The 14,453-nt window shown below is 56.2% G+C and carries 14 protein-coding genes; 10 read left to right on the forward strand and 4 right to left on the reverse strand.

What is annotated here, in order from left to right; genetic code table 11:
• Positions 1 to 13 precede the first annotated feature (13 nt).
• Both ACOTX2_RS12800 and ACOTX2_RS12805 read right to left on the reverse strand, forming a co-directional pair.
• On the reverse strand, positions 14 to 985 hold the full coding sequence (locus ACOTX2_RS12800) for a nuclear transport factor 2 family protein (RefSeq protein WP_063147482.1): 972 nt from the start codon (positions 983 to 985) through the stop codon (positions 14 to 16).
• Entirely contained in the window at positions 982 to 2,052 is a 1,071-nt protein-coding gene (locus ACOTX2_RS12805) for a LacI family DNA-binding transcriptional regulator (protein ID WP_023298419.1), read from the reverse strand. Before ACOTX2_RS12805 ends, ACOTX2_RS12800 begins: the two co-directional genes overlap by 4 nt.
• A gap of 308 nt (positions 2,053 to 2,360) precedes the next feature.
• Here ACOTX2_RS12805 and ACOTX2_RS12810 point away from each other — a divergent pair, with 308 nt between their 5' ends.
• The 6 genes from ACOTX2_RS12810 (at position 2,361) to ACOTX2_RS12835 (ending at position 8,480) form a co-directional block, all read left to right on the forward strand.
• The gene (locus ACOTX2_RS12810; RefSeq protein ID WP_022649095.1) at positions 2,361 to 3,599 is read left to right on the forward strand and encodes an MFS transporter; all 1,239 of its coding nucleotides are present in this window, start codon (positions 2,361 to 2,363) and stop codon (positions 3,597 to 3,599) included.
• A gap of 75 nt (positions 3,600 to 3,674) precedes the next feature.
• On the forward strand, positions 3,675 to 4,997 hold the full coding sequence (gene hisD, locus ACOTX2_RS12815) for a histidinol dehydrogenase (RefSeq protein WP_063147481.1): 1,323 nt from the start codon (positions 3,675 to 3,677) through the stop codon (positions 4,995 to 4,997).
• Between the two features lie 3 nt (positions 4,998 to 5,000).
• Complete coding sequence (locus ACOTX2_RS12820) at positions 5,001 to 5,765, forward strand: SDR family NAD(P)-dependent oxidoreductase (RefSeq protein ID WP_032625875.1); 765 nt, start codon at positions 5,001 to 5,003, stop codon at positions 5,763 to 5,765.
• 8 nt (positions 5,766 to 5,773) lie between these two features.
• Positions 5,774 to 6,517, forward strand: coding sequence for an alpha/beta fold hydrolase (locus ACOTX2_RS12825; RefSeq protein ID WP_023298422.1), 744 nt, complete (start codon positions 5,774 to 5,776; stop codon positions 6,515 to 6,517).
• Positions 6,499 to 7,290, forward strand: a complete 792-nt coding sequence (locus ACOTX2_RS12830; RefSeq protein WP_063147480.1) for an HpcH/HpaI aldolase family protein — start codon at positions 6,499 to 6,501, stop codon at positions 7,288 to 7,290. The genes ACOTX2_RS12825 and ACOTX2_RS12830 overlap by 19 nt, the downstream gene beginning before the upstream one ends.
• An 11-nt stretch (positions 7,291 to 7,301) precedes the next feature.
• Positions 7,302 to 8,480: a cupin gene (locus ACOTX2_RS12835; RefSeq protein ID WP_100148754.1), complete on the forward strand. Its 1,179-nt coding sequence runs from the start codon at positions 7,302 to 7,304 to the stop codon at positions 8,478 to 8,480.
• Between the two features lie 14 nt (positions 8,481 to 8,494).
• Here the strand turns inward: ACOTX2_RS12835 and ACOTX2_RS12840 are convergent, their stop codons facing one another.
• Positions 8,495 to 9,424: a LysR family transcriptional regulator gene (locus ACOTX2_RS12840; RefSeq protein WP_063147479.1), complete on the reverse strand. Its 930-nt coding sequence runs from the start codon at positions 9,422 to 9,424 to the stop codon at positions 8,495 to 8,497.
• Between the two features lie 108 nt (positions 9,425 to 9,532).
• Here ACOTX2_RS12840 and ACOTX2_RS12845 point away from each other — a divergent pair, with 108 nt between their 5' ends.
• The 3 genes from ACOTX2_RS12845 to ACOTX2_RS12855 all read left to right on the forward strand — a co-directional run bounded on the left by ACOTX2_RS12845 (position 9,533) and on the right by ACOTX2_RS12855 (position 11,886).
• The gene (locus ACOTX2_RS12845; RefSeq protein ID WP_063147478.1) at positions 9,533 to 10,138 is read left to right on the forward strand and encodes an NADPH-dependent F420 reductase; all 606 of its coding nucleotides are present in this window, start codon (positions 9,533 to 9,535) and stop codon (positions 10,136 to 10,138) included.
• Between the two features lie 18 nt (positions 10,139 to 10,156).
• Positions 10,157 to 11,038 (forward strand): helix-turn-helix domain-containing protein, encoded by an 882-nt coding sequence (locus tag ACOTX2_RS12850; RefSeq protein WP_063147477.1) that lies wholly within the window; start codon positions 10,157 to 10,159, stop codon positions 11,036 to 11,038.
• 101 nt (positions 11,039 to 11,139) lie between these two features.
• Positions 11,140 to 11,886 carry an SDR family oxidoreductase gene (locus ACOTX2_RS12855; RefSeq protein ID WP_022649104.1) on the forward strand — a complete coding sequence of 249 codons (747 nt, stop codon included), beginning with the start codon at positions 11,140 to 11,142 and terminating at the stop codon, positions 11,884 to 11,886.
• Between the two features lie 39 nt (positions 11,887 to 11,925).
• On the opposite strand, the gene ACOTX2_RS12860 is transcribed toward ACOTX2_RS12855, so the two are convergent.
• Entirely contained in the window at positions 11,926 to 12,648 is a 723-nt protein-coding gene (locus tag ACOTX2_RS12860) for an SDR family oxidoreductase (protein ID WP_063147476.1), read from the reverse strand.
• A 98-nt stretch (positions 12,649 to 12,746) separates the two neighbouring features.
• On the opposite strand from ACOTX2_RS12860, the gene ACOTX2_RS12865 reads away from it, so the two are divergent.
• Positions 12,747 to 13,664 carry a LysR family transcriptional regulator gene (locus ACOTX2_RS12865; protein ID WP_048965951.1) on the forward strand — a complete coding sequence of 306 codons (918 nt, stop codon included), beginning with the start codon at positions 12,747 to 12,749 and terminating at the stop codon, positions 13,662 to 13,664.
• The last annotated feature ends 789 nt before the right edge of the window (positions 13,665 to 14,453 follow it).

A 14,453-nucleotide genomic window follows, 5' to 3' on the forward strand; every position in this document is an offset into this window, starting at 1 on the left:
GCTGCCGCCCCTGTTAATTCACTATTTGCGACCAGATCGCTAATTCATCGATCCCCAAATATTCACGGAAAATTAAACCATCACGTAATTCAAGCTGGCTGATACCGGTAATTGATATGGGTTTACGGGTTGGCGCACCAAATTTGCCGTAACCGTCATGCCAGGTTAATAACGACCAGCGCAGGGAAAGCCGAATCGGCTCGTTAGGATCTTTACGCACAATCAGATGATGGAGCTGCGTTTCGCTGTCGGCAAATGAAGCGCGGTAGCCAGAAAGCTGTGCGCCAATTTCCTGCTCACCGGTGCAGAGGCAATGACCCGGCGCGTAAAGCGTCGCCGCCGGGTGATAGAGACCGGGCACCACGCCACTGTTACCGCCCGCCCACATGGTTAAGTAGCGCTCAACGACGCCTGCCAGCGCCCCTTCTACGTCGTCGCCCTCGGGCCCGCCCGCCCAGCGGGCATCCAGCGTCTCGGCAGAGACCGCCTCCACGCCAAGCTGCTGGCGCATGGTCGCCAGGTTAAAGGCAAATTCGCGGATATCCAGCCCCAGTTGCGCCACAATCGCAGCACGATCCTGAAGCAGCCACTCCTGGCGTACGGCCCCATCAACACAGATGCGATCGGCCCAGGTGCGGACCCAGACATTTTTCCCGGTCGGCGGGCCAAAAAATCCCTCCCCCTGATGCTGAATGCGGGCTACGGTACGCTGAGCCGCATAGTACTCGTCCCCCGGGTTCAGGCTGCACAGAATATCCTCCGTCAGCACCGCTCGCTGCGGGAAGCTGTGCATCGCCTCAAGCGTCAGGCGCATAAACTGGGAAAGCTCATGCAGCTGTTTTTCGGGGGTAGTGAAAACCACCGGCGTGGCGTAAAAATCCGCCAGCTGGCCGATATCTTTCTGCTCCCACACCACGTGCGTCAGCGTCAAAATGAACTGCTGGATAGAGTCGAATTGAGGGCTGAAGCCCCGCAATCTGGTCATGTGCGCTCCTTAGACTGGAATAGCGTTAAACCATTGGTTTCGATAACGCCGCTGCGTGGGCGACGCGCCGAGTGGCGTATCACCAGCGTACCGGGCACCGTAATCTGTTCAGGCTCTATGGTTCCGCTGTCAATTTGCTTCATTAACAGTTCCACCGTGGCATCTACCATCGCGCCGACCGGCTGCGACGCCGAGGTCAACGCATAAGAGGGCCAGCCGGAAGGGCCGATGTCGTCATACCCGACAATGGAGACCTCCTCCGGAATGCGCAAACCAAACTCATAGCGCGCCACATCCATTACCGTGACGGCCATATGATCGTTGGCGACAAAGACCGCATCCGGCGCTGGCGACGCCGAAAACAGGGTATAAGCCGCCCGGGTGGTTTGCTGAGCGTCGTAATTCCCGTGCACCACCCGCACATCGGTGATGCCATGTTCTTCCAGCGTGGAGATGAACCCGCGCTGGCGGGCGATATTGACCGGGGAATCCGCCACGCCGCCCACGTAGGCAAAACGCTTGTGCTCCCCCGCCAGCAGAAACTCGGCAATCTGCCGCGCGGCCGCTTCGTTATTACTGTTGACGCTGGAGGCCATGCCACTCTCTTCGCTGCGGTTAAACAGCACTACCGGGATCCCGGCGGCAAGACATTCCTCGGACAACTCCAGCGACAGCGTCACCGAGGCCAGCACAATGCCATCCACCCGGTACTGCATAATCTGGTCAAAAATACGGTCAACGTTACCGTCCCGGTCGCCAACGAACAGCAGCAGGTGATAGTTCAGCGTATCCAGCTTTTGTGCCAGCGCCTCCAGCACCTGCGAGTAAAAGGGGTTATCAAAGTAAGAAATGACGACACCGATAATGCGCGAACGCGCCGTGTTGAGCGAACGGGCTATCGCATTCGGGCGATAGCCCAACTCGCGCGCCGCCTTCAGCACTTTTTCACGCGTTGCCGGTGAAATGCTGGCCCCCGGCGTGAACGTTCGCGACACCGCAGATTGCGATACCCCCGCCAGCTGAGCGACCTGTTGGGATGTGACTGCTGCAAAAGTCTTACGTTTCATTACCCCTGATTCCTTATCAACGTCCTGCCCATTTGCGCGTGCTTCAAACGCCTCAGCAAGTGGGTGTTTTTTATACTTACACCACCTTTGCATGCGTATGCAACACAAAAAATTAAAATTCTCACAACAAGATCGAGATCACTTTACAAACATGAAACCTTTTCGTAACTTCAAATCTTGAATACGTATGCAAAGAGTTTTCATACCGTCAATGGTACCGGAGAGAACAGGAGTCGCCCAAAGGATTGAACCGGTAAACGTCGTCCCTGACTGGTTATAACCCATTAATTCTTAAGAGGTTCAAAACCATGTTTCAAGCACTGTTACGCCGTCGGGAAGCCCGGCTCTTTTTCATCATCAGCATCCTGTTCTTTATCTGCATCCATAGCATTGATGCATTCCTGGCCCCCATGATGATCAACCAGGGCATTGAGCCACAGATCATGGGCATCATCATGGGCGCATCCGGGCTGGCAACCCTTCTGATACGCTTCCCGTTAGGCATTATTTCCGACGTGGTTAAAAGCCGCAGGATCTTCATCCAGATTGGCCTGCTGCTGCCAATTATCGCCTGGCCAATTGCCTGGCTTGAACCCAATGCCATTACGCTGTATCTGGCGAAAGCGGCAGACGGCGTCACGGCGGCGACATGGGTGCTGTACAACATCCTGTTCATGCGTTACTTCGGTCGCAACGAAGCCCCTGCCGCCGTCGCGCTGCTGGCGCTGGCAGGGCCCATCGGCGTGTTTCTCGGCAACTGTATTGGCGCGGTGCTGATTCACTATTTTGCCAATAACATCGCCTTTTTTGTCTCCTGCATCTCCGCCCTGGTGGCGTTGATCCTGACGACCCGCATTCAGGACGTGCACGACCCGGTGCAGGCCCCCACGCTTAAAGCCTGCATCACCGGCGCGCGCCAGCAGCTGGCCGACCGTTCCGTCTGGCTGATTGGCATCCTGGCGACCGTCGTCATTCTGGTGCCCTTCGCCACCCGGGACACCCTGACGCCGGTCTACGCCGAACAGCTCGGCGCCCGGGCGGGGATCCTCGCGGTACTCGGAAACATCCACCTTCTGTTTTACGGGCTGGCCATCGCCCTGTGCAGCTCGGTGTTTTATCAGCGCCTTGGGCTGGTAAAAACCGCCGTGCTCGGCATCGTTTTACAGGTGATCTCCACCTTCGGCATTCCCTTTACCAGCAATATGTACGTCATTTACCTGTGGCAGGCGCTGGCAGGTTTTTCGTTCGGTATGGCCTTTGCCGCATTCATGTCGCTCAGCGTAGTGAATACCTCGTCTGATGAACAATCCACGCGAATGGGACTATTCCAGACCATTTATTCCTGCGGCATGTTTGTCGGGCCGGTAATGATGGGCGTAATGATGCAACATATTAACCTGTCGTCCGGTTATATATTGATTGCCGCCCTTTCCGTTGTGGCCGCTATTGCCACGCCGCTGTCCGCTCGATGGGTATATGCCCGTAAAACGCAAACCTCAGCCCAATTATTAAAAAACGGTGCGTACGCCGCCGCGCCCGATCAATAACCCACTCTGAAGTAAACACCCTTTCCCGGTCTGCCGGGAGGACAACTGACATCTAAAAAAGGTAAGGAGAAGCGTGTGTCCTGGAAATTAAAAACCGGTAAATCTACCGAAGAGCGCCAGCAAGCCAACCAGCAAATAAGAGAAACGGTTGAGCAAATACTTGCGGTTATTGAAAAGCGTGGAAATAAAGCCATTCGCGAATTATCCATTAAATTCGATCGTTATGACCGTCAGGATTATCGTCTGACCCCCGCGGAGATCGACCGCTGCATAAAACAGTTAAGCCGCCAGGATATTCAGGATATTGAATTCGCCCAACAGCAGGTGGCGAATTTTGCCCGCGCGCAGAAAGAATGCCTGCGGGATCTGGAAATTGAAACGCGTCCCGGCGTTATTCTCGGGCATAAAAATATTCCGATTAACGCCGTGGGATGTTACGTGCCTGGCGGAAAATATCCCCTGCTCGCCTCCGCGCACATGTCGATTATCACCGCCAGCGTGGCGGGGTGCTCAAGAATTATCAGCTGTGCCCCGCCGTTTAACGGTCAGCCCGCACCGGCGATTGTCGCGGCGCAAAAAATGGCTGGCGCAACGGAAATCTATGCCCTTGGCGGCATTCAGGCGATAGGCGCCATGGCGCTGGGCACGGACTCGCTGGCACCGGTCGACATGCTGGTCGGCCCCGGTAACGCCTTCGTCGCGGAGGCCAAACGCCAGCTGTTCGGCCGGGTAGGTATCGATCTGTTTGCCGGTCCGACGGAAACGCTGGTGATTGCCGATGACACCGTTGACGCGGAAATGTGCGCCACGGATCTGCTGGGCCAGGCCGAACACGGCGTCACCACCCCTGCCATCCTGCTGACGAACTCGCTCCAGCTTGCCAAAGAGACGCTCAGCGAAGTGGAACGGCTGCTGAAAAAGCTCCCTACCGCCGACATTGCCCGCCAGTCCTGGCAGGACTACGGGGAAATCATCGTCTGCGACAGCTACGAAGAGATGCTGCTGGAGGCAGATCGTATCGCTTCCGAACATGTTCAGGTGATGACCGACCGGGACGACTGGTTCCTGGCTAACCTGACCAATTACGGCGCGCTGTTCCTTGGGCCGCGTACTAACGTGGCCTACGGCGATAAGGTGATCGGAACCAACCACACCCTGCCGACGCAAAAAGCCGCACGCTATACCGGCGGCCTGTGGGTGGGCAAGTTCATGAAAACCTGCACCTTCCAGAAAGTCCTCAGCGACGAAGCCACCGCCGAAATCGGCAGCTATTGTTCGCGTCTGTCGTTGCTGGAGGGTTTCGCCGGACATGCCGAGCAGGCCAATATTCGCGTGCGCCGTTATGGCCAGACGGAGGTTCCCTACGCCACACCGGCCCCGGTCAGGGAAAAGGTGTAAGCCATGACGCTTTTGCAAACGCCCTCTTTCACCCTGCACGGCAAACGCGCGCTGGTGACCGGCGGGTCAAGAGGGATTGGCTTCGCTGCCGCCGTCGCCCTCGCACAGGCGGGCGCAGAGGTATGGATCGCCGCCCGGGGCCGCGAGGCGCTGGCGCATGCCGCAAGTCTGGCAGCGGAACACAGGCTCGCATTTCACCCGCTGGAGCTGGATATTACCGACGCTCAGGAGGTGGAGCGTGTGCTGGCGACATTGCCCACGCCCGACATTCTGGTGAACAGTGCCGGGCTGGCCCGCCACCAGCCGTTTCTTGAGGTGAACGAGGACAATTTCGATGCGGTGATGGCGCTTAACCTGCGCGCCACCTTTTTTGTCAGCCAGCGCGTGGCGCGCAGAATGCGGGCGGGCGGTAAGGGAGGGTCGATTATTCACATCTCATCGCAAATGGGACACGTTGGTGGCCCCGAGCGTAGCGTGTACTGTGCCTCCAAATTCGCGCTTGAAGGGTTAACCCGAACGATGGCGCTGGAGCTGGGCGATGCGGGGATCCGCGTTAATACGCTGTGCCCGACCTTCATTGAAACCGACCTGACGCGCCCGGCGCTTGCCGATCCGGCGTTCCGCCACTACGTGCTGGACAACATCAAGCTGCGCCGGTTAGGCAGGCTGGAGGACATTATGGGCCCGGTAGTGTTTCTCGCCTCAGATGCCGCCGGGCTGATCACCGGCAGTGCCCTGATGGTTGACGGCGGCTGGACCGCTACGTGAGGGATGCAATGGAATATCCGCTTCTGGACAATACCGATCTGCCACTGGTGCTGCTTGGTGGCACGCTTTGTAACGCCCGGCTCTGGCAGCCCGTCATTGAACGGCTGAATGTCGCAGCGGTGTCGTGTATTACGCTGACGGGTGCGGAGTCCGCGCCGCAGGCGTCACGGCGGTTATTAGAGGTTCTGCCGCCGCGCTTTCTGCTGGCAGGATTTTCTCTCGGTGCCATAGTCGCGCTGCAAATGGCCGCCGACGCGCCAGAAAGAGTGAACGGGCTGACGCTGATTTCCGTTAATCCGTTGCCCGTTGCGCCAGACACCCTCGCTTCACGCCGGGAAGCGGTACGCACCGCACAGGCGCGGGGCCTGGCCGACTGGCTGGTCTCCTCGCTGTGGCAGAGCTATGTCGCCCCGTCACGTCTGTCCGATCGGATCCTGCAAGAGACTATTTGCCGAATGGCGCAAGAGTGCGGCATTGAGACCTTTGCCGGGCAAACGGAAATGGCCATTCACCGGCAGGACAACCGGACTGCGTTTAACGCCCTCTCCTGCCCCACATTACTTCTAAACGGCGCGCAGGACGTTATCTGCACGCCCCATCATCATCAGCTACTGGCCGCAGGCAATGCGAACGTGACCAGACATACGGTGGAGGCTGGCGGGCATTTTATTCCGCTGGAAACCCCGGATGAGATCGCGCCGCTGCTGCGTCAGTGGATAACGGAGTGCATACAGTGCGCAAAAACAGTTTAAAGACCGCATTTCTGGAAAATACTCCCATCATAAACGGCTGGCTGGCGATCCCGTCAGGTTATAGCGCGGAAATTATGGGCCATCAGGGTTACGACGCCGTCACCGTCGATTTGCAGCACGGCATGATTGATTTTGCCAGCGCGCTGTCAATGCTACAGGCGCTATCGGCCACGCCTGCCGTGCCGCTGGTGCGGGTGGCAGATAACGATCCGGCGCAAATCATGCGCGTATTAGACGCAGGAGCCTACGGCGTAATCTGCCCGATGATCTCCAGCGCGGAACAGGCTCGCCGTTTTGTCGCGGCCTGTCGCTATCCACCGCTGGGTGTTCGCTCCTTTGGTCCGGCCAGAGGTCTACTCTACGGCGGCAGTGATTATCCACAGCACGCTAACAACGAGATCCTGACACTGGCGATGATCGAAACCCGCGAAGGGCTGGCTGATCTTGACGCCATCCTTGATACCGAAGGGCTGGACGGTGTGTTTATTGGCCCCAACGATCTCTCACTGACGCTGACCGGCAGCGCCAGCGCCGAATCCCAATATCCCGAAATGCTTGCTGCTATTGAGCGGGTGATTCAGTGCTGCCGCCAGCAGCAGAAGATTGCCGGAATTTTCTGCACTTCCGGCGCGGCCGCCGCAGCGCGCATTGATCAGGGTTTTCAGTTTGTTACCCCTGCAAACGACGTTATGCAACTGGGTCGCGCCTCGCGTGAAGCCATTGCTCTCGCCCGCGGCAACGCTATCCCTACCACCGGTGCATCCGGTTATTAAAAGGAGAAATAATGAAAACCATCCATCTTACCCAGAGTCAGGCACGAACACGGTTAATCGCCCCCGAGGACATGGTTTCCTGTAATCTTGCTTTTATTGATTGCAAGCTACCCGGCTCGCATCTCAAACAAAACTATTCCTTCATCGGCCCGGGTGTAACCCAGTCCAGCGAGCTGGTCGTCAATATTCCCGAGCCGCACGGCTTTAACATTGGCGCGGCGGCTATGCCGAAAGGGGTGACGAATAATCTGCATCTGCATTTCACCGCCGAGGTGTTCCTGATCCATGAAGGAACATGGCGTTTTCGCTGGGGTGCCAACGGCGAGCATGAAGCTGAATTTAGCGCACCCACTATCCTTTCAATACCGACCTGGATCTTCCGCGGTTTCACCAACGTCAGTAAAGAAGAGACCAGCGGTATGGTGTTTACGGTGCTCGGCGGGGACAACACGGGCGGCATCATCTGGCATCCTTCCGTGCTGGCGGCAGCCAGTGAATACGGAATGTATTTGAGTAAAGACAACATGCTCATCACACAGGAAACCGGCGACCCGCGGCCTGACCCCGCCGCGCTGCTGACGCCGCTGTCAGAGGAATATATTGCCGGGCTGCGTGACTACAGCGTTGAGGAGATGCGCCAACGTGCGGTAACCGGCGATGACCGCTGCTGGTCAGCCCAGGGACTGCTGGATTCGGTGCTGCCAGGACACGGCGGCGAAATTGCGCCGGTTATCGGTTTCGGCATTTCACAGGATCGGGATTCCGCTCCCGCTATCGTGAGCCCGCACGGTTTTTCCGTCGAATGGCTGCGTCTCGCCGAGGATCACGTTGTGGGCCGCCATCTCTGCCCGGATATTCAGGTCATTATGGTCTTTAAAGGCCAGCTGGAGGTTACCTGGAACGAGGCGGGCGAAGAAGTGAGCGTTATCGCTCCGGAACGTTCAGTGATCTCTGTTCCGGCAAACAGCTGGCGTCGCTACCGCGCGGTTGACGGCAAAACGGAGTTTATTCTGACGACCCGCGGCGATCAGCGTAAGCGCCTCTACTGGGATGAAGCGATCCTGCAACAGGCGAGAGAACACAATCGCTGTCTCGATCCCGATGGCTACGTGGCCGATGCCGACATCCTGCCTGCCACGGCCCGTCGGGCCGGTGCGATACTGGAGACATGCAACAGCAACAAAACCTGAATTATCCGTTGAGCTCACTTGCCGGATCCGCTGCGTTCGTTGAGAGGCATGCCAGCCTGCATTTTCAGCCTGTTAACGAACCAGCGTCCGGCCGGGCCGGGCGGATGTTCCTCCAGGTGCACCGCCTGCATGGAAAAACCGGGCCCGACGTCGGGCTGCATCGGCACGTTCAGCGTAACCAGTTTTCCCGCTGCGAGATCTTCCTCGACCATTGGCAGCGGCATATAACCCCACCCCAGTCCGGCACGCAGGAAGGCGTGCTTCGCGCCCATATCCGCTAAATGCCATGTCTTTGACGACATGACGCCAAAGCTTCGGCCCACGGTGAGAGAGGAGCGATCGGTCAGCACCAGCTGGACGTGTTCCTGTAAAAGTGAACGAAGGATCGGACCGGACGCGGTCGCCAGCGGATGCTCAGGGGAGACAACGGCCATCGCAGGCACGCTGAGAAGGAATTCTGAGATGCATCCCGCCGGAAGATGCGGCAGCGATCCGGTTATCGCCACCCGGCAATGACCGTCCAGTAAAGGCTGGAACACCGCCCCCAACGCTTCCACATACAAACGCAGCGGGGTGTCAGGAAATGCCTGCTGAAACGCCTGCACCGCAGCGGTGAGCTGCGCTACGGGAAACATCACGTCGACGGACACCGCCAGTTCAGGCTCAAGACCTTCGGCTAAGGTGCGCGCCTTAGCCTTAAAGGCGTCCATCCCGGCAGTGGCAAGACGCGCCGCTTCCAGCATGGCGACGCCCGCCTCCGTCAGCTTCGGATAACGCCCGGTACGATCGAATAATGGAAACCCGACCTGTGCCTCAAGGTTTGCCAGCGTCGCGCTGACAACCGACTGCGCGCGCCGCAGCCTGCGACCGGCGGCGGAAAAACTCCCTTCATCAACGGCAGCAATAAAGGTGCGGAGTTGATCAACAGACATACCGTCCAGCATGTATCGCTCCAGCAGATGGATCCCATCTAATTATATAGGCTATTCAGATAGGTCAAAGATTACTACTCTCAGTGCATGTTCACTACTCTTCAATGAAGGAAATACAATATGAAAACGACTACTGTAGGTATCATCGGCGCTGGCGCTATCGGGCAAGCCTTTGCAGAACAACTGGTTAAAGCGGGCATGAACGCTATTCTGAGTAACAGCCGCGGGCCGGAAAGCCTGACTGCGGTGGTTGAGAAACTGGGCCACGGGGCTCACGCTGGCACCGTAGAACAGGCCGCCCAGGCCGACATCGTTTTTGTCAGCACAAACTGGGACAAAACCGAGGCCGCGTTACGCGGCATCAACTGGGAGGGGCGTATCCTGATCGACGCGACCAACCCGGTCATACTGCCGGGCTTCACGCTGGCTGAACTGGGCGGAAAAAACTCAAGCCAGGTGGTGACACAGTGGGCTCCGGGTGCACGCGTCGTTAAAGCCTTCAATACTCTCCTTGCAGGGGTGCTGGCTCAGGATCCGGCGCAGGCGGGTGGCCGTCGTGTCGTCTTTATCTCCGGAGACCATCCTGACGCAAAGGCGGAAATAACAGCCTTAGCCGGGCAACTGGGCTTCGCAAGTATTGATTTAGGCAGCCTGGAGGTTGGCGGTACGCTACAACAATTCCCCGGAGGTCCTCTTCCGGCGGTGAACCTGGTGCAACTGGCATAGCTAAAGGCAACGATAAATATGACGCAGCGTACTTCCGCAGAGACCTTTGAAGAATACCTTCCCGGCAAGCTGATCAGGGAACATCGGGCGCAATCTTCCCGGGATGTATTCGTGCAAATTCTGGCGCGCAGACACGTGCAGGAAAACGTCATTATTCCGGCAGTGCCGGAGCCTTTTATCGTCTGGATCCTCTCAGGTAATGCCGTCGTTGAGGAGCGTTCCCCCGGTGAGCCGTGGTTAGCAAACCGCGTTACCGCAGGCGATTTCTTTCTCACAACGGCGGCTTCTCCTACTGAAATGCGCTGGCACGCCGGGCCAGATAAGCCTTTCGTCGTTATGCATGTTTATATGGGAGTGGCTATGATGCAGGAGTATGAACTGCGGGAAGTCTCCGGCGCGCGCGACGACACGCTATCCGCCCTGCTGGAGCAGATACGTCAGGAGCTGTATCTGCAAAATCCACCCAGCGGCCCGTTTATCCAGGGCATTGCGCAGGCGCTGGCAGTACATCTGATTCGCACCTATGGCACACCTGCGAAACGACACCGCGGGGGCTTGCAGGCATTTAAGCTGCACCGGGTCTTCACGGCAATGCGTGAAGGGTTAGCCCAGCCGTTTGACCTGGCACGCCTGGCTGAACTGACCGATCTTAGCGAATACCATTTTAGCCGCGCCTTTAAACAGTCAACCGGACTTTCCCCTTCTCACTACTTTATCCGGCTACGCATGGAGGAGGCGCGTCGCATGCTATCGGAAAGCAATGATTCCATTATCAATATTGCACTGAACGTCGGATACACCAGCCCCAGCCACTTTGCTGCCGTATTCCTCAGGCATAACGGCGTGACGCCCTCCCACTATCGCAGCGATGCCGTTCGCAGCAAAAGCCCGACAGTTTGAGCAAAAGCCCGCGCGAAGCGATTGCCAGAAAGATCCATTATTGACCCGTACTTCAGACATTCTTTCTGAAGCGTTGAAATCAACTCTCAAGAGGATCAACTATGGAACTCAACGGTAAAGTCGCGCTCATCACCGGTGCTTCAAGCGGAATTGGTGCCTCCACGGCCAAAAAGTTAGCGGAACAGGGCGTCAGGGTGGGTCTCGCTGCCCGCCGTCTGGATCGTCTTCAGGCGCTGGTGTCTGAAATTGAGGCTGCTGGCGGGGAAGCCATGGCGCTGGCCATGGATGTCACTGACCCGGCCTCAGTTAATAAAGGGGTGGAGGCACTGCACAAACGCTATGGCCATATTGATATCGCCTTTAATAACGCCGGGCTGATGCCGATTTCGGATATCGCCAGCCTACGGGTTGACGAGTGGCATCGAATGGTAGATGTAAACGTAAAGGGCCTGTTTAACACGGTCGCGGCCGTACTGCCGATTATGCAGTCACAGCGCTCGGGTCATATTATCAATACCTCGTCGATCGCCGGGCGTAAAACCTTTCCCGGACTGGGCGTATACTGCGCGACGAAGCACGCGGTTGCCGCCTTCTCGGATATTTTGCGTATGGAGCTGGCCCCTCAGTTCAACATTCGCGTCACCTCGCTTCAGCCGGGTGCCGTTGAAAGTGAATTATTCGAGCATATCAGTGACGAAAATTATCGTGCACAGATGGAACAGCTGAAGGAGAAGATGACGTTCCTGAAAGCCGATGATATCGCCGACTCGATTCTTTACGTATTGCAGGCACCGGAACATGTGGACGTGGCAGAGCTGTTTATTATGCCGACCGAACAGCCGTGGTAAGAGGGTGAAGCGGGTCAGGCTGGTGCCTGACCCGCAACGTTAGTTTGCAGAGGCCGTAGGTCTGATGGTGATTTCGGTGGTATCGACACTCTCAGGCGCCTCGATGATGTGGCGCACGGCGCGAGCGATATCAGCCGGTTTGAGAGCAACAGCCCGGTACGCATCCATCACCGCCATGGTTTCTTCGTGCGTAATGGTCGAGGCCAGTTCGCTTTCCACTACCCCAGGGTTGACGCAGGTCACACGGATGTTCGAACTTTCCTGACGTAAACCATCGGAAATGGCCCGTACCGCAAATTTGGTCGCGCAATAGACGGCGGCCGTGGGCACGACGGACAAGGCACCAATCGAGCCTATATTGAGGATCTGCCCCGAGCCCTGGGCTTCCATAATCGGCAAAACAGCACCAATACCCCACAGTACGCCCTTGATATTTACGTCAATGGTGCGCTCCCATTCATCCTGCTTGCCAGCCGAAAGCGGAGAGAGAGGCATAATGCCCGCGTTGTTAATAAGTACGTCAATGCGGCCCCACTTATCCCGTGCTGCCTGAACGAAGGCGGCCATCGACTGGCGGCTGGTAACGTCTAATACCTGAGCCTCTGCCTCCCCTCCTGCGCTGCGGATTTCATCAGCCAGAGCGTGGATACGATCCAGCCTGCGTGCACCCAGGAACACTTTTGCGCCTGCCTTGCCGAGCTCTCTGGCGATACCTTCTCCGATACCGCTGGAGGCGCCGGTAATTAAGATGACTTTGTTCATGTTTTACTCCTTCAGTTGAGTTCACTGCAATCATAGATACAGACCATTGTTTCTTGTATCCTGCCTTTACTGGACTCACTGGTTAGCAATGTTAAACAATGAAAATCGATCTTAATTTGTTACCGCTTTTTCTGGCGGTCGCCGAAGAACGCAGCTTCAGCGCTGCCGCCGGGCGCCTGGGCATAACCCGTTCCGCTGTCAGCCAGGGAATAAGACGTCTCGAAGATGGGTTTCAGACCCTGCTGGTGATGCGCACCACGCGCTCGGTAAGGCTCACCGAAGCGGGTGAACGGTTGCATAAATCGTTGCTGGGGCCCATCGCCAACATTGAGGCGGCCTTTGACGACGTCATCTCGGACAGCATACCGCGCGGACAGCTCAGGATCGCTGTCACCTCAATTGCGGAAGCGTTTCTTTCGGGCCCACTGCTCGCCTCGTTTACGGCCGCGCATCCTGCGGTATCGCTTGATGTTTTCGTGTCAGATGAGGAATTCGATATCGTGGCAGCGGGCTATGACGCCGGGGTGAGGCTGGGCGAAGTTATCGAAAAAGACATGATCGCTATTCCCCTTACGGGCCAGCAGCGTGAACGGGTGGTGGCTTCACCTTCCTATCTGGCGACACACAGCGCACCGACGCACCCCCGTGAGCTGGTCGCTCATCGGTGTATCGGCTGGCGCCCTTCCCCGGACGTTGCCCCCTATCGCTGGGAGTTTGAGGAAGCAGGCGTCCCTTTCGATGTGGCAATTGAACCACAAATCACCACTAACGATCTGCGTCTTATGCTCAGCCTCGCGCTGGCCGGCGGTGGCATAACCTTTGCCACGGAGGACACCTTCACACCGTACATTGAATCAGGACAGCTGGTTTCCTTACTGGATGCGTTTCTTCCATCTTTTCCTGGTTTTTATCTCTATTTTCCCCAGCGCCACAATATGGCCCCCAAGCTCAGAGCCCTGATCGAGCACATCCGCCAGTGGCGACAGCTCCCCGCCACGCAGCCTACACTGCGTTAAATGGTTCCAACCCTGAATGCAGATTTTCCTCAATCTACTGCATCCCTTTGATGAGCATCAACGACAGCACGTCATTACCATGGAAAATGACAACGGACACGATGGGCAGGACTTCACACAAGGATGGAACCTTAAAAATGTACAGACCAATAGTTGTTATCCTCTTTATTCTTTTGACATTAGCCGCCCTCGTGGAAATCGGCATAATTTCTTTAGGCTAATACCGATAGCCTCTGAAAGGCCACGCTTGCGGCCTTTTATTTATTAAACATGAGAAGAAAATACGTAATTTTTTTGAGTAGCAGAAATTAACCCGCCCGTAAAAATATATTTTATAAATGAGAGAGTTTTAAATATATCATACACCAGATATTTTACCCTAACTTAAACCACAATTAAGCAGCAATTAAACCTAACCAAAATTAGATATTTATCGCATATTATAATTATTAATATCGCCCCACCAGCACCGTTTTAAGGGTTGCACCTTTTACGCCGAAACCCTTTATCCACGCGCCCTCATAGCTAACGAAATATATTCACGCTATCAATTAATCTCCCCTGCAATAGCCGCGTTGGGTTTACGAACACTTAATTTGCGTATTCAGACATTTATAGCTATATCATTTTTATAACGAAATAATTTAATACCTGCACAAATAATAAGGCTTATAAATCGCAAACATATAAATAAACAACTATTTCCTGTGTAAATAATTAGCTTTGCCCTGAGGTTGCCACTTTTAATCCTGGCGGGTATCGGTCGCGCTAAAGAAAGTAACGGTAAAT

Origin of the sequence: Enterobacter cloacae complex sp. IR5412 (assembly GCF_049237385.1) — a bacterium.
Classification (GTDB): Bacteria; Pseudomonadota; Gammaproteobacteria; order Enterobacterales; family Enterobacteriaceae; genus Enterobacter; species Enterobacter intestinihominis.

Bases quoted from the DNA above. Each gene is read 5' to 3' on its own strand.
- ACOTX2_RS12800 (WP_063147482.1), bottom strand. From the start codon at position 985: ATGACCAGATTGCGGGGCTTCAGCCCTCAATTCGACTCTATCCAGCAG.
- ACOTX2_RS12805 (WP_023298419.1), bottom strand. From the start codon at position 2,052: ATGAAACGTAAGACTTTTGCAGCAGTCACATCCCAACAGGTCGCTCAG.
- ACOTX2_RS12810 (WP_022649095.1), top strand. From the start codon at position 2,361: ATGTTTCAAGCACTGTTACGCCGTCGGGAAGCCCGGCTCTTTTTCATC.
- ACOTX2_RS12820 (WP_032625875.1), top strand. From the start codon at position 5,001: ATGACGCTTTTGCAAACGCCCTCTTTCACCCTGCACGGCAAACGCGCG.
- ACOTX2_RS12825 (WP_023298422.1), top strand. From the start codon at position 5,774: ATGGAATATCCGCTTCTGGACAATACCGATCTGCCACTGGTGCTGCTT.
- ACOTX2_RS12835 (WP_100148754.1), top strand. From the start codon at position 7,302: ATGAAAACCATCCATCTTACCCAGAGTCAGGCACGAACACGGTTAATC.
- ACOTX2_RS12840 (WP_063147479.1), bottom strand. From the start codon at position 9,424: ATGCTGGACGGTATGTCTGTTGATCAACTCCGCACCTTTATTGCTGCC.
- ACOTX2_RS12845 (WP_063147478.1), top strand. From the start codon at position 9,533: ATGAAAACGACTACTGTAGGTATCATCGGCGCTGGCGCTATCGGGCAA.
- ACOTX2_RS12850 (WP_063147477.1), top strand. From the start codon at position 10,157: ATGACGCAGCGTACTTCCGCAGAGACCTTTGAAGAATACCTTCCCGGC.
- ACOTX2_RS12855 (WP_022649104.1), top strand. From the start codon at position 11,140: ATGGAACTCAACGGTAAAGTCGCGCTCATCACCGGTGCTTCAAGCGGA.
- ACOTX2_RS12860 (WP_063147476.1), bottom strand. From the start codon at position 12,648: ATGAACAAAGTCATCTTAATTACCGGCGCCTCCAGCGGTATCGGAGAA.
- ACOTX2_RS12865 (WP_048965951.1), top strand. From the start codon at position 12,747: ATGAAAATCGATCTTAATTTGTTACCGCTTTTTCTGGCGGTCGCCGAA.